This is a genomic window from Nostoc sp. TCL240-02 (genome assembly GCF_013343235.1).
Lineage (GTDB): Bacteria > Cyanobacteriota > Cyanobacteriia > Cyanobacteriales > Nostocaceae > Nostoc.
In genome coordinates this window covers 706853-726809 of the sequence record NZ_CP040094.1, presented here as the reverse complement: position 1 = coordinate 726809, position 19957 = coordinate 706853, and the positions used below count along the sequence as shown (strand labels likewise).

17 protein-coding genes are annotated in these 19957 nt (G+C 40.1%); 7 read left to right on the top strand and 10 right to left on the bottom strand.

All coding sequences use genetic code 11. The features are described from left to right. Positions 1 to 114 precede the first annotated feature (114 nt). Together psbA and FBB35_RS03255 are read left to right on the top strand one after the other, a co-directional pair. On the top strand, positions 115 to 1197 hold the full coding sequence (psbA, locus tag FBB35_RS03260) for a photosystem II q(b) protein (RefSeq protein WP_174708458.1): 1083 nt from the start codon (positions 115 to 117) through the stop codon (positions 1195 to 1197). 170 nt (positions 1198 to 1367) lie between these two features. Beyond that, a complete protein-coding gene (locus FBB35_RS03255; protein ID WP_174708457.1) occupies positions 1368 to 1562 on the top strand; it encodes a hypothetical protein in 195 nt (64 codons plus the stop codon). A gap of 11 nt (positions 1563 to 1573) precedes the next feature. Here FBB35_RS03255 and FBB35_RS03250 read toward each other — a convergent pair whose 3' ends face one another. The 6 genes from FBB35_RS03250 to sat form a co-directional block, all read right to left on the bottom strand. After that, a complete protein-coding gene (locus tag FBB35_RS03250) occupies positions 1574 to 2497 on the bottom strand; it encodes an ion channel (RefSeq protein ID WP_174708456.1) in 924 nt (307 codons plus the stop codon). Positions 2498 to 2623: 126 nt separating this feature from the next. After that, a complete protein-coding gene (locus FBB35_RS03245; protein ID WP_254625804.1) occupies positions 2624 to 3520 on the bottom strand; it encodes a YsnF/AvaK domain-containing protein in 897 nt (298 codons plus the stop codon). Between the two features lie 187 nt (positions 3521 to 3707). Next, a complete protein-coding gene (locus FBB35_RS03240) occupies positions 3708 to 4583 on the bottom strand; it encodes a DUF2382 domain-containing protein (protein WP_174708454.1) in 876 nt (291 codons plus the stop codon). 396 nt (positions 4584 to 4979) lie between these two features. Further along, positions 4980 to 5822, bottom strand: a complete 843-nt coding sequence (locus tag FBB35_RS03235) for a DUF2382 domain-containing protein (RefSeq protein WP_174708453.1) — start codon at positions 5820 to 5822, stop codon at positions 4980 to 4982. A 363-nt stretch (positions 5823 to 6185) separates the two neighbouring features. Then, positions 6186 to 8315 (bottom strand): caspase family protein, encoded by a 2130-nt coding sequence (locus FBB35_RS03230; protein WP_174708452.1) that lies wholly within the window; start codon positions 8313 to 8315, stop codon positions 6186 to 6188. Between the two features lie 167 nt (positions 8316 to 8482). Next, a complete protein-coding gene (gene sat / locus FBB35_RS03225) occupies positions 8483 to 9661 on the bottom strand; it encodes a sulfate adenylyltransferase (RefSeq protein WP_174708451.1) in 1179 nt (392 codons plus the stop codon). A 194-nt stretch (positions 9662 to 9855) separates the two neighbouring features. On the opposite strand from sat, the gene FBB35_RS03220 reads away from it, so the two are divergent. Both FBB35_RS03220 and FBB35_RS03215 read left to right on the top strand, forming a co-directional pair. Then, positions 9856 to 10509: a Uma2 family endonuclease gene (locus FBB35_RS03220; protein ID WP_174708450.1), complete on the top strand. Its 654-nt coding sequence runs from the start codon at positions 9856 to 9858 to the stop codon at positions 10507 to 10509. Between the two features lie 123 nt (positions 10510 to 10632). Then, positions 10633 to 10902 carry a type II toxin-antitoxin system ParD family antitoxin gene (locus tag FBB35_RS03215; protein ID WP_174708449.1) on the top strand — a complete coding sequence of 90 codons (270 nt, stop codon included), beginning with the start codon at positions 10633 to 10635 and terminating at the stop codon, positions 10900 to 10902. Between the two features lie 122 nt (positions 10903 to 11024). On the opposite strand, the gene FBB35_RS03210 is transcribed toward FBB35_RS03215, so the two are convergent. Together FBB35_RS03210 and mnmA are read right to left on the bottom strand one after the other, a co-directional pair. After that, positions 11025 to 13106, bottom strand: a complete 2082-nt coding sequence (locus FBB35_RS03210; protein WP_174708448.1) for a DUF262 domain-containing protein — start codon at positions 13104 to 13106, stop codon at positions 11025 to 11027. Positions 13107 to 13412: 306 nt separating this feature from the next. After that, the gene (gene mnmA, locus FBB35_RS03205) at positions 13413 to 14468 is read right to left on the bottom strand and encodes a tRNA 2-thiouridine(34) synthase MnmA (RefSeq protein WP_174713508.1); all 1056 of its coding nucleotides are present in this window, start codon (positions 14466 to 14468) and stop codon (positions 13413 to 13415) included. Positions 14469 to 14810: 342 nt separating this feature from the next. Here mnmA and FBB35_RS03200 point away from each other — a divergent pair, with 342 nt between their 5' ends. Beyond that, positions 14811 to 15713, top strand: a complete 903-nt coding sequence (locus FBB35_RS03200) for a hypothetical protein (protein WP_174708447.1) — start codon at positions 14811 to 14813, stop codon at positions 15711 to 15713. A 101-nt stretch (positions 15714 to 15814) separates the two neighbouring features. On the opposite strand, the gene FBB35_RS03195 is transcribed toward FBB35_RS03200, so the two are convergent. Then, a complete protein-coding gene (locus FBB35_RS03195; RefSeq protein WP_174708446.1) occupies positions 15815 to 16042 on the bottom strand; it encodes a hypothetical protein in 228 nt (75 codons plus the stop codon). 112 nt (positions 16043 to 16154) lie between these two features. Next, entirely contained in the window at positions 16155 to 16427 is a 273-nt protein-coding gene (locus FBB35_RS03190) for a hypothetical protein (RefSeq protein WP_174708445.1), read from the bottom strand. A 376-nt stretch (positions 16428 to 16803) separates the two neighbouring features. Here FBB35_RS03190 and FBB35_RS03185 point away from each other — a divergent pair, with 376 nt between their 5' ends. Then, positions 16804 to 19182, top strand: coding sequence for an AAA family ATPase (locus tag FBB35_RS03185; protein ID WP_174708444.1), 2379 nt, complete (start codon positions 16804 to 16806; stop codon positions 19180 to 19182). Between the two features lie 191 nt (positions 19183 to 19373). Then, positions 19374 to 19886, top strand: a complete 513-nt coding sequence (locus FBB35_RS03180; protein WP_174708443.1) for a Uma2 family endonuclease — start codon at positions 19374 to 19376, stop codon at positions 19884 to 19886. The last annotated feature ends 71 nt before the right edge of the window (positions 19887 to 19957 follow it).

The following is a 19957-nucleotide window of genomic DNA, read 5'->3' as shown; positions in this document are numbered from 1 at the left end:
TACAGAATATTAAGCCAAAGATCGCGTCCAAGTAATTTCATGTAGACTGTAATTCAACAGGCAAAACAAAATCTGCTTGTTCCATTTTTAACAAAAAATAGCACTTATAAAACAATGACCACAACCTTACAACGGCGCTCTGGCGCTAACGTTTGGGATCGCTTTTGCGAGTGGATTACCAGCACTGACAACCGTATATATGTCGGTTGGTTTGGTGTACTGATGATCCCAACCCTACTAGCTGCTACTGCTTGCTTCGTAATTGCCTTCATCGCAGCACCTCCAGTAGACATTGATGGTATCCGTGAGCCAGTTGCAGGTTCTTTGATCTACGGAAACAACATCATCTCTGGTGCAGTTGTTCCTTCCTCCAACGCTATTGGTTTGCACTTCTACCCAATCTGGGAAGCTGCTTCCTTAGATGAGTGGTTGTACAACGGTGGTCCTTACCAATTGGTAGTTTTCCACTTCTTGATCGGTTGCGCTTGCTACCTAGGTCGTCAGTGGGAACTTTCTTACCGCTTAGGTATGCGTCCTTGGATTTGCGTAGCTTACAGCGCACCTTTGGCTTCTGCCACCGCAGTATTCTTGATCTACCCCATCGGTCAAGGCTCTTTCTCTGATGGTATGCCTTTGGGTATCTCTGGAACCTTCAACTTCATGATTGTGTTCCAAGCAGAACATAACATCTTGATGCACCCCTTCCACATGTTAGGTGTGGCTGGTGTATTCGGCGGTTCCTTGTTCTCTGCAATGCACGGTTCTCTGGTAACTTCTTCCTTGGTGCGTGAAACCACCGAAACCGAATCTCAAAACTATGGTTACAAATTCGGTCAAGAAGAAGAAACCTACAACATCGTTGCAGCCCATGGTTACTTCGGTCGTTTGATCTTCCAATACGCTTCTTTCAACAACAGCCGTTCACTGCACTTCTTCCTCGCAGCTTGGCCTGTCGTCGGTATCTGGTTCACTGCTTTGGGTATCAGCACGATGGCGTTCAACTTAAACGGTTTCAACTTCAACCAATCAATCATTGACTCCCAAGGTCGCGTTATCAGCACCTGGGCAGACGTAATCAACCGCGCTAACTTGGGTATGGAAGTAATGCACGAGCGTAACGCTCACAACTTCCCCCTAGACTTAGCTGCTGGTAAAATTACTCCTGTAGCAATGACTGCTCCTGCTATCAACGGTTAATTCCGAAGATTAGCTAAATAAAAAGTAATAAAAAGCGCCCTCCAGTGATGGAGGGCGCTTTTTTGTTGGAACTACATTGAATTGGTTTAATCAAAGCAGATGGGTAGCAAATTTTTCAGCCAAACATCATCAGTAGGGCGATAATAGATATAGAGATCAAAATACTTTATATGTCCTTTTCCCCCTCCGCCTGTTGTGTTGTCGTCCTCAACCAACAACAGGAGCAAAATATTTCGCACCAAAACCAGTGTCAGGATGTACCAGTTAACCACAGCAAAAGTATGGTTAAAAATTGCACTGTAGTTGAAAATGGTCGAGTCGTCGTTAAAGCATTACAATCCTCAGACAATCAGACTTCCGAGTAAGTTTCAGGCATCTAAAGCATTTCATCTAGAGGTAAGACATCGTGAAAGCGGTTGTAATCAATGTAGCGATGTCCATCAGGTGTGTGGTAAAAGATATCAGCAAATTGATTATTCCACAAAATTTCATTAGCAGCATAACTATGACGGGCATGGACTACCTGTGCAACCGTTTCATCAATGCCACTCAAAGAGACAATCAGGATAGTATTTGTGTGGATTAAGGATTCTGGTGTCATCCCATATAGAGGGCTAAACTCATCAATGACATGCATCACTGACCAGCTTAAGGTGAAGCTAGGTGTTTGGTTCCTTAATAGTTTGAGATCGTAGAACCGACGCATAAATTGCCCTTCTAGAGTTATTTCGTCGCGCATTAAGTAGACTCGCATCTGCGCCTCTAGAATCATATTGCGACGCTGATTAGCGGTGCGAAATATGAGAGTCGGCATTGCATCATGGGGTGTAATTACAGCAACACGACTAAAAAGCACCCTAGCTGTAGGTCGGGAAAATCGAGCAAAGGCTAGTCCCGTCATCACGGCGATTCCCACCACACCAATCATTGCTTCAATGGTGACAATAATGTTGGCGTAAGTTGTTTTAGGATACATTGCCCCATAGCCGATGGATGCTAGGGTTTGTACGCTAAAGAAAAAAACATCTAAAAAAGAGCCTGGCCGGGCGTTGGCAATACAATCTCCTCCTATCAAGTAAGCTAGGGCAAATAGAGCATTGATAGTTATATAGAAAGTACAAATCAGCAGTAGAAAGCCAGCCCAGGGAATCGTTAACAGCAAATGGTAGGGATCGCGCCAGTAAGAATGCCATACACCCATACCCATAATCTCAAATTTTCCGTCTCGAACTTGAATCTGAATAGGTGAAATCAGATGCTGTTGTTTCTTCCGTGAAAGTCTCTTCAATCGAAATTTCATTGCAAGTAGCCAAAAGAACGGCAACTGCTTAGTATTTTGACACTCTCTGGGCTGAAGTGATTAAATCAGCAAAAAAATAGGATGAGCAATGCCCATCCTACTAATTTATCTGCTAGAAACTTATTTTTACGGCTTGGGTGATTGATCTTTCGAACAGCGATCAAACCACTCCTGGTATTTATTCTTGTGTGACTCATCTTCAACAGCAATGGTAACACGCACTCGATTGCAGCCGTGATTTTGCTCTATTGCGATCGCATTCAACAATAAACTAGCAGTTTTCGGCGAGTTAAATTCGCCGCTTATTGTTAAACCGCTTTCAAAATATGTACCTTCGAGTCTTTCTACTCCGGTAAAGTCAACATTAGCAATTTCTTCTTGACCTAAATCAATTTCTGCAAGTTGTTTGTGTTCTGGGCTAATTTGTTCTACAATCAGCTTTTCACGCCGGACAGGAACTTGGATCATCTGGGTTTCGATGACTTTGCGAACAATCACCTCACCAATTTTTCGCTTACTGCTTTCAACAACTAGTCGTTCTTCTAATAGACGAATAATCTGTTCTTCGCTGACCTCTTCTAAATTTACTGGCTCAACTGCACTACTTCTAGTTTGATTATTAACCAATTGCTCCGTTGAGTTGCCTAGGCGTAGGCCCTCGTAGACATCACCGGGTTTTTCTGCTTCTGAATATTCAGGCATATACTCGATTTCTGATTTGTTGAAGTCTATGAAAACAGATTTAGTCGGCTTGTCGATTTTTTTTATTCTCTGGCTCTGCAATCGAAATAAAGAAGGATGTTTATCGGCTAACTGCTCGCCATATTCTAGAGTTTGTTGATTAACCTGGTTTGATATCACTAGGTTTAACCGCCTATTAGCATCCACAATTAAATCATGAACGACTCCTACTAGCTGACCTTGGTTATCGAACACAGCAAAATTCTTCACCTTCTTTTTCAAATCTGCTATTGAGGTGTTAGTGCCAGAATTACCGTTTGCCTGTCCAATGTTTTTTGTCATCGGTTGGCTATTCATAATATGCAAAGTTTATGAACTGCTTTTTGCTTTTTACTTAGCTAAATTAAATGTATTTCTCATTCTAAGCTATTGGAAACACAGGTAAAGCTAATTCAACAGCTTTACCTGTACTGTGTCGAATTAATTATTAGCCATTAGCTATTAACTATTAACTAATGACTATATTTGGTTAGCGTTCTTCGATGGGAAGATTACTAGAATTCACATCTAGCTCTTCACGACGCACAGTTTCTTGCGTTTCTACTGTGTCTTGATCGACCACCTTTCTAACTCTGACTTCTTCACGCAAAAATGCTTCTTTACGAACATCAGGAGTTTCTTCGTGGATTTCTAGACGAGCAACTTCGCCTTCACGGAAATCTGCTTCGCGTCCAGAAACGGCAGTACCTGCATCTGCTGGAGTTACACGTTCAATCACAACTCGCTCTCTTTCTACTGGTACTGCAACCCGTGCAGTCTCAGTCTCGATACGCTTGCCAATGGATACTTCTCCAGTTTTTTGGCGATGTTTGCTGGCAATCAGCCGTTCTTCATACAATCTCAGAGTTTGATGATCTTGCTCATTTAACCCAAATAAAGAAGGCTCACGTTCGTAACTATAATTATCACGGGCGTAAGTGGGTGTTGTACCCAATGGGGCTACAGAATCTAATGGTGCGGAAGCATCTACAGGAGCAGTATAGTCAGTGGGTTGGCGATATACGCCACGCACCCGTTCTTCATAGTCGTAATCAAGGCTTTGGCGCTCATTAAACTCAGGTAAATCTTCTGCTTGCTCTCTAGTCAAGCCAATTGTGTAGACGCGATCAACGTTATAGTCGATACGGGCACGACCAATTGGTAGTAATACTTTTTTACCAAAAATCCAGAATCCTAAGTCAACAACTAGATAGCGAAAATGACCTTCTTCGTCAACTAAAACATCGTTGACAGTACCAATCTTGTCATCAGTTCCTTGTGTATAAACCCCAAGTCCAGTAATATTGTGACCTTCAAACGCATCACGATAGTTAGGCTCAAAATCTTCTAATTTGTAGAGTACCATTATTATTTAACCTCAATATTTTTTTTTCAATTCATAGCAATTATGATATTTTTTTTACTTGTTTACATCCTTCTGCCGAATGAATTATTTCAATAGTTAAATAACCAAAAGTTATAGTTACTTTTTCTTGATGGTAGATAAAAGCAGCCCTAATTGAATAATAATTTAAAAGTTATATCCCCAACTTTTTAAAAAAGTTGGGGATATAAACACCACAAATTTTCACAAAACAGATTTAAGAAGTTAGGAATTTTGGTTGTAATTAAAATAGTGTAGAGAATACAATTGACCTGGGCTTCTCTACAAAACACTACCGCGTAGTTTGCGTCCCCATAGGGGTATGCTCCGCTACACTAATATCCCGCGTCTCTACAACTTTTAAAAAATTCAATCCCCTTAAATAGCACCATCTGTAGTACTGCCATGTTCATTCACATGTAAGTTACCCGCAGTATCAACATCTAACTCTTCTCGACGAATAGTGTCTTGTGCTTCCACTATATCCCTTTCTACGACTTTCTTGACTCGCACTTCTTCACGCACAAAGGCTTCTTTACGTATGTCAGGCGTTTCTTCGTACACTTCTATGCGTGCAACTTCACCTTCTTGAAACTTAAGTTCATTGGTATCTATAACGCTTCCTGCTTCTGTTGGCACAACTCGCTCAATTACAACTCGTTCTTTTTGAATAGGTACTGTAACACTTGCAGTATCTGTTTCAATGTGTTTACCAACTGTTACTTCTCCGGTTTTGATGCGCTGTTTATTTGCAATCAACCGTTCTTCATAGAGTTTGAAAGTTTGATGAGATTGCTCATTCAGTCCGTATAAAGCTGGTTCTGTCTGGTAATTATATGTATTGCGATCGTAAGTTACACCGCTAGTTGAAGAACGAAATCCACTACGTACCTTTTCTTCGTAATTGTGATCAAAGATTGTGTCTTCTTTGTACTCAACTAAACCTTCTACTTGTTGTTTGCTTAACCCATCAACATAGACACGTTTTGCAGGATAATCAATCCGGGAAAGACCAATTGGTAGTAAGATTTTTTTACCAGAAAAATCTCCACTTGTGTCAATAACTAAATATCGGAAATGACCATCATCATCAACTAAAACATCAGCGACTGAGCCAACTCTGTCTCCTCCCTCAGTATAAAGAACCAGTGATTTAACGTCGTCTCCACCAAAAGTTTCTCGATAGTTTGGATCAAAATGTTCAAGTTTATGAAGAGGCATACTCTGTTGTTTCCAGGTTGTTTATAAATTTTAGTGTAAAAAATATTGTGCTAAGTCTCATCCTGCTGGCGACTGAATTCAGTTGAGATATTTTATGAGTGAAACACTCAGTTTTAACACTCAGCGTAATCAATAGGAGTATAACTAAAGTCATAAAAACTTTTAGCTTATGCTGGTTTTAAAAAGAATTCAGAAGTCAGAATGGGCTACGCCCCACTTTGCTAACAAGAGCCAGAATAAAGACGCTCGTAAGAGTTGCTCTACAGTTGGTAAAGCCTCTTGTCGAGAAGGCTTTACGCTGTACTATCCGCTTTTTCGGTTAGAATTCAGAATCAATTCTGTTTCGATAAAAAATTTTCCAAGTCACACAACTTGAAAACTAAAGCTAAGACTTGCCCAATTATTCACATCCCAGATATATGAGTCGGTTGCTGTGCTGTTCATCTCAGTTTTGAGGGCGCTGGCGTTATGCAAGTCTTGCAGCAAGGCTTGTGCAACGTCTAAGGGATTCAACAATGGTCCGATCGTCCGTTGTTCGACTGTGGAATACTTAGCAGTACTCAAGGCGGCTAGAGTTTCGCTAAAGGGGACAGGACTAAAAATAAGTTGTTGTTCGCACTCAGAAGCTGGCCCTGAAATCACCCATTGGGAAGCAGCATTAGTTTGGGGTAGGGTGAGGCTTTCACCTGGGGCGATGACGACTTCTTGGAGGATAGGCTTGATGTCGGTAGTATTTGGTTCTTGGGGAGTTTTCCAAGAGTAGAAGGCAACTGCTGTATGATTATTGTTTAATCCCAGCAAGATTAAATATACTGGGCGATCGCTCTGGTTTTCCACTCGATATTGCATTCGACTACCGATAGGCACAATGGGAGTGGGGAGAGACGCGATTAATCGCGTCTGTACTGATTTTTTAATCGAAGTTTCAGTTTTGAAAGTTCGCACTGTTTCGCGCTGCATGATGACGCGAGGCGATATATTATTAATTATTTCTAAGGTTGCCTTGAGAGCCAAGCGAGAAGAACCTCCATTTTCTGTAAGTCGCCATAACTTGGCTGCTAGCAAGGTTGATAATTTTGGCGCTAACCTTTGCACTGTTAATTTTATTGCTTCTCCTACTTCCCCCTTGGTATTGGGAATTAGCTCGCCCCCAAGAGAAAATAGACCATAACGACTCGGAGTTTCCTGTAGCTTGGCAAATACATAATCAGCTGGTTTCTCTCCTGCAACTACGGTAGATACATGGGAAAATCCAGCAAAGGCACTTGTAGCGTCTACCCGCTCAATTCTTTCCAATCCAGTATCGAAAGCTATTGTTAAATTAATATTTCGGGGTAAAACTCGGACTGCTTCTTGGACGAGTTGCCCGATTTGTAGGGGATTTGCACCTTCAATTTTGGAAATTTGCGCTTTTGCTGTTAATCCAGTGCGTGATCGCAATACTAATTGCTCTTTTGTCTGTAGTGTAAATCTAGAATTCACTCCGTAGTATAGCAGCACTTGTGGGGGTAATCCTGCTAACCACAGATGCACGGTTTTACCGTCTTCTTCAATATCACTCACCGCGCCTTCTGCACCAATGATACCGTCTGGCAGTAGAGACGTTATATCTGGATTTTTCTGACTACTTAATAACGTTGGTTGCTGTTTACTACCTAATTTATATAGAGAATTTTCCACGTGGGAAAGGGCGACTTGAATTTTGGTGGCTGGCGTGAATTCCCACAAATACTGCGTCAAGGCGTAGGTAAATAACCCAGCACTAAAACCAGAAAAAAGACCTTCCCTTGCTGGCTGCTTTGGTTCTGAGGTAGCTGCTAAAACAATCGGAGTGTTGGATAACTTCTGAGTTTTAAGTTGTTTGAGAAAGTCGAGTTCTTCTGTTGCTAGCTTTGTTGCCGACTCCTGAAGGGCACGAGTTTTTAATCCTATTACTGTGTTAGAAGCATCATAGCTAGTATCCAATACTGCTGTTACTCGGTCTGTAGGGAGCGATCGCAATAATAGCAGTAGAGTTTCTTCTAATATATGATTGACTATTTTGTCATCTTGTAGGTCAAGAGCTACATTAGCTGTCACCAGAGCATTTTGCATTGTATCTGGCGATTTTTCCAATTTTACACGAGTGCCATAACCGCTAAAGTGGAAAAAAACTATATCACCAGGTTTAGCTTGTTTGCCCAGATGATCTAAAAAAGCCGCTTCAATGAATTCCCTGCTGGCTTGTTCCTCAGTTAAGGTTAGAATATCTGACCCTTGAAAACCAAAGCGGTTAATCAAAAGTTCTCTTTGCAATTCTACATCCGTCAGACAACCACTGAGGTTTGGAATTTTGGAGTATTGGTTAATACCTATTAACAATGCCAACTTGCGCGAGTTGGGTTGTGCCAAAGCCTGATAATAGCGATTTCCTAAAGTCAACCACTCAGCTTCCGTTACTCCCAATACCGCGAGTATTGAGCCAATTTTATGTAAAAACGTGCGGCGTTTCATAATTAGCTATCAGCCCTAAGCCCATTAGCTAGCAGCTTACAGGGCTGAACTCTGTATTGTAAAGTTACACTGTTTGCAAAGGTGGGGAGTGCTGAGAGACGCGATTAATCGCGTCTCTACAGGAGTTAGGAGTGTGAGTAAAAAACTAATTCCCAATTCCCAATTCTCTAAACAGGTACTTCTATTCGCATTGCCCGTGCCAACTCTGCTGCTACCTCTGGACGAGAAAATTCTGGTGGAGGTAATTCACCACGCCGCAGCATTTCTCGGACTTTTGTCCCCGATAGGTGAATGCGTTCTTCTGGTCTGCTGGGACTGGTTTTAGATGTTGCCATTTGCTTAGTACGCGTGCAGTAGAAAGCGTGTTCAAATTTCATCGGCACAATGCCCAATTCACCTGGGGCAAATTCATCAAAGATATACTGGGCATCGTAAGTACCGTAATAGTCACCAACGCCAGCATGATCGCGTCCGACGATAAAGTGAGTACAGCCATAGTTTTTGCGGACTAAAGCATGGAATATGGCCTCACGAGGCCCAGCATAGCGCATTGCGGCTGGATTAATTGCCAAAGTTACCCGGTCTAAGGGGTAGTAATGTTCCAGCAAAATTTCATAGCACCGCATCCGCACATCAGCGGCGATATCATCTTCTTTTGTCGCCCCAACTAATGGGTGCAAAAATAGACCATCAACTGTTTCTAAAGCGCACTTTTGAATATATTCATGGGCGCGGTGAATGGGATTGCGAGTTTGGAAACCAACAATGGTTTTCCAACCCTTGTCTTTAAATAGTTGCCGTGAGGCAGCTGGATCAATTTGGTAAGTGGGAAATTGGGGATGAGGTTCGCGCTGCAACAGCCAAATATCACCCGCCAGATGTACAGTACCTTGGTTATAGAGTACTTGTACGCCTGGATGTTTAACATCATCAGTGCGGTAGACATTAATAGCTTCGCGGGTTTTGTCGTAGTTATATTTTTGCGTGAGTTGCAAAACTGCAATAAATTCGCCTCTGGAATTATCCAGACGAATTAAGCCACCTTCTTGCAAGGGGTAAGCGACTTCTTCAGTGACCGATAATGTAATCGGGATTGACCACACAAGACCATTAGCTAGTCGCATTTCTGTAACAGTGCGATCGTAGTCTTCGTGGTTCATAAAACCCGTGAGTGGACTAAAAGCACCGATCGCAATCATTTCTACATCCGAAACAGCGCGATCGTCAAGTTGCACTCGCGGCAAAAAGTCAGCTTTTGAGAGAAACTCTGCTCTTTGTTCTGGTGTGGCGATACGGTTAACCAACTGTCCACCGTGGGGGGCTATGGCATCTGGATTGTGACTCAACGTAATCCCCTCTTTGCTTTTACTGTTATTGTTTCAGATTATGTACTAACTTATCAAAATGCTGGTACGTAGAAATAAAGAGTTTAGGGAATGGAGGAAAATTTTGCAACTAGCCTCTAAGCGATCTGATTAGGTTAGGCTAAAGCTCATCCAGCCTCAAGTTTCAGAATAGTTCCTTTATAAGGAAAATGCTTATGAATGCTGTATCTCCCGTTGTTAAACCTGTTAGCCAAATGCGGCTAGCACCTGGTAGTACAGTGTCTATTCAAGATGTAAGCTGGAAGGAATTTGAGTCTATTTTGCAAGAACTGGGGGAAAAGCGATCGCTACGAGTTGCTTACAGCAAGTCTACGTTAGAAATTATGGTTCCTCTACCCGAACACGAAAAATCAAAGGACTTAATTTCGGATATTGTCAAAATCTTGCTGAAGATCGCAGGGAAAAATTATGAACCCTTCGGTTCAACCACCTTCAAGCGGGAAAATGTAGCGGGGGTAGAACCAGATGCTTGTTTCTACATCCAAAATTACCAAAGAATGATCGGTCGTCGCAAACTAGAACAAAACAATCCGCCTCCTGATTTGGCAATTGGAACAGATGTGACATCAAAAACAACTCTTGATGCTTACGAAGCGATCGCAGTTCCAGAACTATGGATTTACGATAGTAAAGAGCTGAGGATTTCTCTACTCAGAGATGGACATTACATCGAATCTGATAACAGTCCTAACTTTCCAAATATCCCTGTAACTCAAATTATTGCCGCTACAGTTGAACGAGCTTGGCAAGTAGGAACTGTACAAGCTTTGAAAGAATTTGAAGGAACATTAGATAGAAATAGTTTTTGATAGAGAGTGCGTAGATGTAGCTTACCGCAGGTATAGCTTTTGCTAATTGCTCCTATATGGCAATAAATGGCATAAATTGCCATAAAATAATATTATGAAGCAAAAATTAGGGAAGTAGTGCCAGTGAAAAGTATAAATATATCTCTCCCTGACGCGATGCGGACTTATATAGAAGAGAAAGTGGCGACTAGTGGCTATAGTAGTGTCAGTGAATATTTCCGCGAGTTAGTACGCCAAGACCAAAAGCGTCAAGCTGCTGAACGTTTGGAAGCGATGCTTTTAGAAGGTCTAAATTCTGGAAATGCAACCGAGATGACTCCTAACGATTGGGAAGATATTCGCCAAGCTGTACGGGAAAGAATCGCCAAGCATAAAGGGTCAAACCAAGGTTAATGAGCGATGTAAGCAAACGACCGCAAATCATCCGGGAATCGTACAGGCTTTAGAGGAGTTTTAAGCAGCCATTTATAAAAGTAATTTTTGATTGAAAGTTTAATTACTTGTATTCATTGTATCTATTTTGATGTAGAGTCTTCTTCGTAAAAGTATTTTCTCAGTGCAGAAGAGAACCAGAGTATGGCGGCTTCTCCATCTTTAATAACAACATCAGTTAAATCCCGATTGTGAGCTAAAGTATTTCTTAGATTTTGAAGCTGACTAAAGCGATTTTGTAATGCAGATTTATCACCAAATATAGATTCAAAATATTGCCAGTTTTGCCCACTAATTATTAACTGGCAGTATTCTGAAACATCAAAAAAATCAATTTTCCTCTCAACATTTTGAAATAATACCCTGTCTTCAGAAGGGTTATCCTTGAAATATTTCTTAATCCGTTCTTCTAGTTTTGCTAAAAAGTGAGATGGAATATATGAATTTCGATCAATATCATCTTCATTTTCATGTAATACATCAATAATAATATTACGGAGTGCTTTCTCTACTTCCTCAAGTTTTTGCCGCCATTGTGTAATATCACGTGAAACATAAATCTTGCCTTCTCCATGATAAAGCTTATTCAGAAATTGATTGATACCTTGTGCTAACAATCTGCGCCGCTCTTTAAGAAAAGCTTCATAGCTGTAGCGATTCATTTTCCATAAACTACTATCTGTTGGCACATACTGCCGCCGTAGTTGCTCTATCTCTATATTATTTAGATACACTTCTGGATCATTGTTGAATATTTCATGATTAGTATCTGAATTAGTATCTGATGCTGAGAAAGCAAGATTAGCTAGTTCATTAACAAGGCTTTTATCATAAGATGAACTAGAATTATACAATTTATATAATTTCCTCGGAAGAAATATGTGGTATCTTTTTACTGAATAATTACGTCCAGATATCTTATTATACAAAGGTAGTGAAGTGTCTATCCAATCTGCGGCATCATTACTTTGAATAAGAATATATACAATTTGATAAAACCTACTTCTTACACCTTGTAATTCAAGGTCATGCTCTGTAACTTCAAGATTCCCTCCTCTGGATGCAGCTAAAGTCTTAATTAATTCATCAACAGAATTTGCTTCTTTCAAAATACGAATATCTTTGTCAAGTGTAGTGTCTGAGCTTCGACTGTATCTGCCCCACATTAGAGCATTATAAAGCCAGTATAATAATTTGTTTCTTGTTATCGAATCAGGAAATTTAAAGTTATTCTTTGCAATATAGTAGACTAAAGTATAAAAAACATAGGAGGTGCTGAGAAAGGAATTTTCATCAATATATCCATGTTTAGGCAATACTTTTAATAAATAGTTCAATGATTTTTCAACTTTGTTCCAAGCTTCAATCAAAGCATCTTTATCTAAATTTTTTACGTCATCAAATACACCCTTATCTGTACCTACAACAGCAATACATCTAGTAAAAAAATCCATATCAAATACAAAACCTGAACTACTAAACTTTTTAATAGCAGTTCGCATTTTATCTTTGCATTCTTCCCATCTTCCGGTTATCAGTGCCAAAATCAAATCTGATTGAATTAGAGGAGTTCCCGCACTATTAACAAGATTAAAAACTTCAACAACATTTAGAGAATTTTGCTCATCAATTTCTTGTATGTAATATTCGTACTTAAGAATAGCTTGTAAACGAGATAGCTCTTTAAAATTAGACATTAAATATACACTATCGTCACTATTCTGTACATAATCTCCTAGCTCTTTTCTGAAAAAATCACAAATATTAATCCATTCTTTTTTCCCTATCATTAGACTCTGAGTATAATACTGAAACTCATGAGTTTCAAGATTGAAATACAAATCTGTTCTAGGAGGTTTACCTTCAATCCAAGAAGGAGGTGTTCCCTTAATAAGCGTGTATAGTGTTGTTAGCCTCTGCTGACCGTCAAGAATTAATCTAGTAAAACTTTTGCTGTCTGTCGTTGTTACACTGCTTTTAATTTTGGGAGGATTGTCACATTTCCACACTAAGAAAGATCCAGTAGGATAGCCAAAATACAAGGAACGAAAATATTTTTTTACCTGTTCTGGTGTCCAGCGAAATCCTCTTTGAAATTCAGGAAGAAAATATTGATTTCTTTCTATATCATTGAGTAGAAATTGAATACTTTGAGTTGTTCCCATACAGCCAACTTAAACCTTCTACTAACGTAAATGCGCCAGCCTTGGCTATCTATCTACATTGATAAAATATGTAATTGACAACCATGCTATGTTTAAATTGACATTATACTTAGATAAAATAGTATATGTCTAGAATTTGCGTTATTAACATTTACTATATATTTACTAAAATGAATATAATTCACAGTAAATACTTAAATTTTAGTAGTATATAGAGTAACATTTTAACTACATAAAAATGCACGAACCTAGTTTCTCTATGAAACTAGGTTGGTTGAGAGTTTTCAACTTTAACAGTGCAGCTCGCTAACTAAACTGTTCAATTATTCCGCCACCTAACACTTTCTCGCCGTCGTACCACACCGCCGCTTGTCCGGGGGTAATGCTGAATTGGGGTTCATCAAAGACCAAACGCACACGGGAGTTTTCCAATGGAATCACCGTCACTGGTATAGCCGTTGAACGATAGCGAATTTGCACTTCGGCATGAATTGGGGTAGATGGTTCAGCAATAGAAACCCAATTTACCCGATTTATAGTGCATTCTGGCTGAGTTACCTTAGTGCGATCGCCTACTACTACCTTATTATTTGCCGCATCTAATTCAATCACATACAACGGTTCGGCAGCAGCAATTCCCAAACCTTTGCGCTGGCCAATGGTGTAGTGATGGACACCATCATGCTGTCCCAAAACTTTACCCGTGGTATCTACAATATCGCCTGTTTTGGGAGCTAAATATTTATCTAAAAATGCCCGCATGGAACCGTTACTTTCAACTAAGCATAAGTCTTGACTTTCTGGTTTATCAGCAGTTTTCAGTCCGTATTCAGTTGCAATCCGGCGCGTGTCAGTTTTTTCTAGTTCGCCCAGAGGAAATATCGTTGCTGCAAGTAAATCTTGAGACAAATCATAGAGGAAGTATGACTGGTCTTTGTTGCGGTCAATAGCCCTTAATAACTGGTAGCATCCAGTTGCTTCGTCATACCTAATTCGGGCATAATGACCAGTAGCGATGCGATCGCATCCCAATTGTTCACGAGCATACTGCACCATTGGCCCAAACTTCACAGTTTTATTGCACTGTGAGCAAGGTAAAGGCGTGATCCCAGCACTGTAGCCAGTTACCAGGTAATCGACAATATGCGTCTGAAAGAGATCCCGAATATCTACAATTTGATGGGGAACGCCCAGTTGTTCACAGAGATCAGCCGCGTCGATCATACCTTCAGAGCAACATTGACCTTTGCCTTTCATTAGCCAAAGAGTCAAACCAATCACTTCATAGCCCTGATGGTGCAGGATAGCTGCGGCGGTGGAACTGTCAACGCCACCAGAAAGACCAACTACGACTTTTTTCATACAAAGCACGACACGATAGCTGCGTGGTTGTCCAATTGTAGCACACACTCTTTCAAAGCCTTGCTACCAAAGCACTTCGGTTTGAGAAGAAGTGAATTAGCGTAGCACTTCGGCAAGCTCAGTGACCATCGTAGACATCGCTATTCACTCTTCCATGACTCTTATCTAAGATTAATTACAGATGTATTGTTTGCCACGCAGATGAGCTAATTTTACGTTAACGCTATATAGTTGCTACAACGGTGAACTAATTAGTTCCTGATGGAAATTGCCTAAAAATACTTTGACTACTTTCTAAGTACTATGTCGAGAGGAATACCAAGTAAATTTACCCCTTTTCAGATGCTGCGCCGAAGTTCTGAGGGTTGGAAGCCTACTATCCGATTTCTCCCCCTGTTAGTAGGAGGATGGTTAGTGCTGATTCCTGACTATGCCTCAGCACAAGCACAAATCCACAACAGTATGCTACTGGCTCAACAAGGAGGTGAAGCTTTACCACCACCGCCAATTCCCTTTGGTCAACATCCATCAACGCAGTTACAACCAGCAGAACTAGTGGAGGATAATCAATCTGATCTGAACTTTCAACCCCCGCAACCATTACAAAACAATCAATCCGATCTGAACTTTCAACCCCCTCAACCATTACAAAATAATCAATTCGGTCAGAACTTTCAGCCCCCCCAACCTACACAGTTTAGTCAATATAACCAGAACTTTGAGCGCTACTTAGTTTACGTAGATAGTAGTGATTTCCAGACGCTACAAGCAATCCGCCAGATTGAACCCAGTGCTTACATTCGCGAGTACCAAGGAAGGAATGTTATTCAGTCAGGTGTTTTTAACAGAGTATCTAACGCCCAACAACGGGTGAGTGAGTTACAGTCACGGGGAATATATAGCGCTCGGATTATCAGCTTTACTAACGGACAGGAAATAGATGTAGGTAATAGAGGCTTTGTAGGGGAACGCAGCAATATAAATCCTCCCAAGCAAGCCTCTAGATATTATGTCGTTATCCCGACTACTCAAGAACAGTTATCTGCGACAGCAGAACAAATTAGGCAGAATCTAGCCCGATTTAGTCAAGATTTAGGACGATCTGGCGCAGTCCTCGAAAGGACGCAACCACGAGGGCCACACGTAGCAGTAGGGCCTTTCTCTGATCGATTCCAAGCTGAGGAATGGAATAAGTATCTGCGAAATATAGGATACCGAAATGCCAGGGTTTTCTACGGTAAATGAAGAAGTTAGGAGTCCATCGATTTTAGATTTTGAATTTTGAATTGAAGAACAAATCTAAAATTTAAAATCCAACATTGATAGACTCTCTACTTCCCCAATTATTAACGCAGGGATTCAATAATTACCGCTATTGTAATTAAACACAAGAGGATAATTCCCACAGGAAGCAAAAACTGTTGTAACAGGTACAGCAGTATAGGTATGATTTGTAAGATACCTAAACCACTGGATAGGACGTAAGCGATCGCAACTCCAAACAGCACTAACAAGAAATATTTCAAAGACTTAGAAACAAAGCGAAAGAGGAGTGTATCCTGGTTGGTGTCCATAATTTTACTCACGAAAGTAGCTAGATTTTTAGCAGTGAATATTTTTTTTGATTTCCCTTTTCTCATTTACAAAATCAGAAATGGGAAATCATACCCAGCACGAAGATTAGTTTTACACGTGGATATTTCCCTGATGGGGTGAATTATTCAGAGATTGTTGTTGCTTTTGTGGACTGCTTTGCTTTTCGTAACTAACTAATAGTTGGAACGAAATAAACAAGCCCAACAACAGTAGCAAAAACGAGCCAAAACTAGAAGAATACTTATTTATTTCTCGCTCAACACCACATTTCAGGCAAACATATCTATTGGGATTACGTGTATCTTGGGCAAAAGGGCACTGATTCTGATTGCAATCATGATGACAATCTCTGTCTAACATCATTGAACCTCCTGTAGGATAAAGACTTACATACTTAGTTGTAAATACGCTCTACAGAATCTAGTTAGTTAATACCCACTGCTGTTTAGTAGACACCACTTTCAGGAGTCATTGATATAGGACGGTAACAAATAACATCTGTGATTTACTAAGGTTGCAGTAGTAGCGCTGATAAAATCTCTCCTCAACCACCTTATTATTGGCGCTTAACTTAACTTCGCCTGTATTACTTACAAGAGTAGTACAGTCCAGAATGCTTTGCAGTCGGATAAAGTAAGCTTCCTACCGAGTAGGAAAAAGTATTTTGTAGTATTGTGGGTAGGAAGAAGTAGTAAAAATATCGTTATAATGAATTACAAATGATACATCAAGTTAGCAAATGGGTGTAGAAGAGGCCTTAGAGTTTGTAGATAACTTGGTTTTTCTCCAGACGGGAGAACATCTAGATAAAACTCAAAGGATTATCTTGCGTAATTTGTGGGAGGATGAAAAACGGACTTACCAGCATATCGCCAACAGCCGTGGTTATACAGAAGCGCATTTAAAAGCAGTTGGTGCAGAACTTTGGCATTTACTCTCCAAAGTTCTAGGAGCAAAAGTCTCAAAATCTACCTTTCAAGGCGTAGTTCAAGGATTTAGAACAAACCAACAGTCGCAAAAAGCTTCTCAGATTCCAAATCTAGCGACGAATGGGACTAAACCCCAAGATTTAGATTCTAACTTTGTCGGGCGCGATCGCCAAATAGCCGAACTCCACACCTTATTCAGTCGGGGAGAAAAAGTTATCCTCATCCAGGGTGAAGGTGGTGTTGGCAAAACAAGATTAGCACGCAAATATTTTAAAAGTCAAAAATTTAATTTTGTCCTAGAACTGTGGATGGCCACAGAAATCCAAAACCTTACTCCTGTAGAGAGTGTAGTTGAAGAATGGCTACGGCGATACTTTAACGAAGAACCGGGAGGCGATTTTGGTATCAGCCTAGAACGACTACGGCGCAAACTCCGAGAACAAACTTCTAAAATTGGGGTATTTATCGATAATCTAGAAACTGCTCTCGATAAAAATGGTAAGTTCCTAGAATATCGTCGCCCTTATGTTGAGCTATTGAGAGTATTAGCAGACTCAGATGTGCATTCAGTTACTTTAGTCACAAGTCGTGAGCGTTTGCGGGAATCTAGCGTAGAGGTTTATCTCTACCCACTTGAAGGTTTAGATGATGAAGCATGGCGAGAATTTTTCAGCCGTTGCCACATCAATTGTGATTGTACTATTCTCAGTGAAATGTGCAGAGCTTATGGAGGGAATGCCAAAGCAATGCAAATTCTTCGAGGAGCAATACTGACAGATTTTTCTGGTGACATCCATTCCTATTGGCAGGAAAACTCTATAGATTTATTAATAGAAAGAGAATTAAAAGATTTAGTCGCCAGTCAATTTACCCGTCTCCAAGAAAATGACTTAGAAGCTTATCGTCTCCTTTGTCGTTTAGGATGCTATCGTTATCAAGATATTCCTTCACTACCTATCGAGGGAGTTTTATGTTTGCTTTGGGATGTACCAGCTCAAAAACGTCGAGGTGTAATTAAAGCTCTACAAGATTTGTCTTTAATAGAAGCAAAAAAAGGACAATACTGGTTACATCCTGTAATTCGTGATGAAGCGATTAGTAGATTAAGATTAGTCAGTGAAGAATGGGAATTAGTAAACCGAAAAGCCGCAGAGTGTTGGACACAGAGAGTTACATCTATTACAAATATAAATGATGCTTTAACTGCTTTAGAAGCTTATTATCACTATGTAGAAATTAGTGATTTTGAGAAAGCTGGTGATGTAATCTTACAAGGAAGAGGTAAAAAATGGGGTACAGGTTTACCTTTAGGTTCCTCGTTTTACCAATTGGGACTACTTCAGAAAAATTTTTCTGTAATTCAACGAATAATAGACGATATAAAATCACCAGAAAGATTAATTAGACTTTACAATATACTTGGCTATACATATCGAATAATCGGTTGCATTCGAGAAGCGATAGAATGCTATGAGAAATCAGGAAAAGTCTTAGGCACGTTAGATGCTAAACAAACAGAAATTTCTATTTTGTTTAATACAGGGCTTTGCAAACTTGAATTATGGGAAATAGAAGCAGCCGAAGATTGTTTCAATTCTGTTTGTATACTTGCTGAACAAAATAGCAATCTTGATGATTACATGACTTATGCCCAATGCTGTCTAGCTATGATAAAATCACGCTCTGGTAGCAGAGAAGATGCCTTTAATCTTGCTGAAGTTGCCTTTTCTAGCATCTCAACATCAACTAGAGTGACTTTGTGGGGAATAGGGCATAGTTTAGTAACTCTCTGCTTAACTTATAAAAATTTAGGTAATCTGAAAAAATCTTTTGAGTTGTGCCAACAAGCTATATTTCATTCCGAAGAAAACAACTTTACTCAGATTAAGGGTAAAGCTATAAGTTGTCTTGCGGAACTTTTCCGAGAACAGGGAGAATTTGCAAGAGCAATTTTTCATCATTTAGAAGCGATAGGAATTCTTGATAAAATTGGTGCTAAATCAGACTTAGCTGAGGCTTATTATCAATTGGCATTAACTCATAAAAAAATGGGTGAAATTAGTCAAAGTAGGGAAAGTTTTTTACAAGCGATGTCTGCGACGGGCTACGCCTACGCACTTTTTAACGAAATGCAAGCACCAAGGCAAGTTGAGAAGGTTCAAATAGCAATGGATTGTTTTGAAAAATAGGCAATAATACTCGATTTTACTGCTTATTCCTGTTTTCTCATTTAGATATGAAGTCTTTGGAGTGACAGTTTGGGAACAACTAGGGAATTTATGGAGCGATCGCTCCTAGAGAGGTCTATTGCCTCCACAATAGATACAGAGCGTGTGATAATTAGAGGTTTTATGTCCCTAACGCTTGAAGACTTGGAAAAATGCAGCAACAGTATCCTGACTATCGTATGGAACTAGTTAAGGGTAATATTATTGTTTCAAGTCCATCAGGATACGAATCAGATGAAGTCGCAGCTGCAATGATTGCCGAGTTACGTAACTGGGTAAGACCGCGTAAACTAGGACGAACAGCAGCTTCTAGCGCTGGTTTCAGATTGCCAAATTCAGATTTACGCGCACCGGATGCCTCATTTGTTTTAGCCGAACGCTTGCGTCGCAGTCCTAAGTCTTTTGCTCAATTGGCTCCCGATTTGACTGTCGAGGTGAAGTCCCCTAGTGATAATTTAGATGATTTGAGAGCCAAAATTCAAGAATTTCTGAGTTTGGAAACGAAGGTAGGAATTTTGCTCAATCCAGATGAGCGGATTGTTGAAGTTTACAACCTTGGAAAAGAAGCAATAATACTTCGTGATGGCGATATTTTAACAGTTCCCGATTTGCTACCTGGATGGGAAGTACCAATTGCCGATTTGTGGCCTTTAGAGTTTGATTAGCATAGTAATGAAAAACACGAGGAAAAGGAACCCATATTTAAAAATAGGGGTCTAGATTCCCATTACAAAAC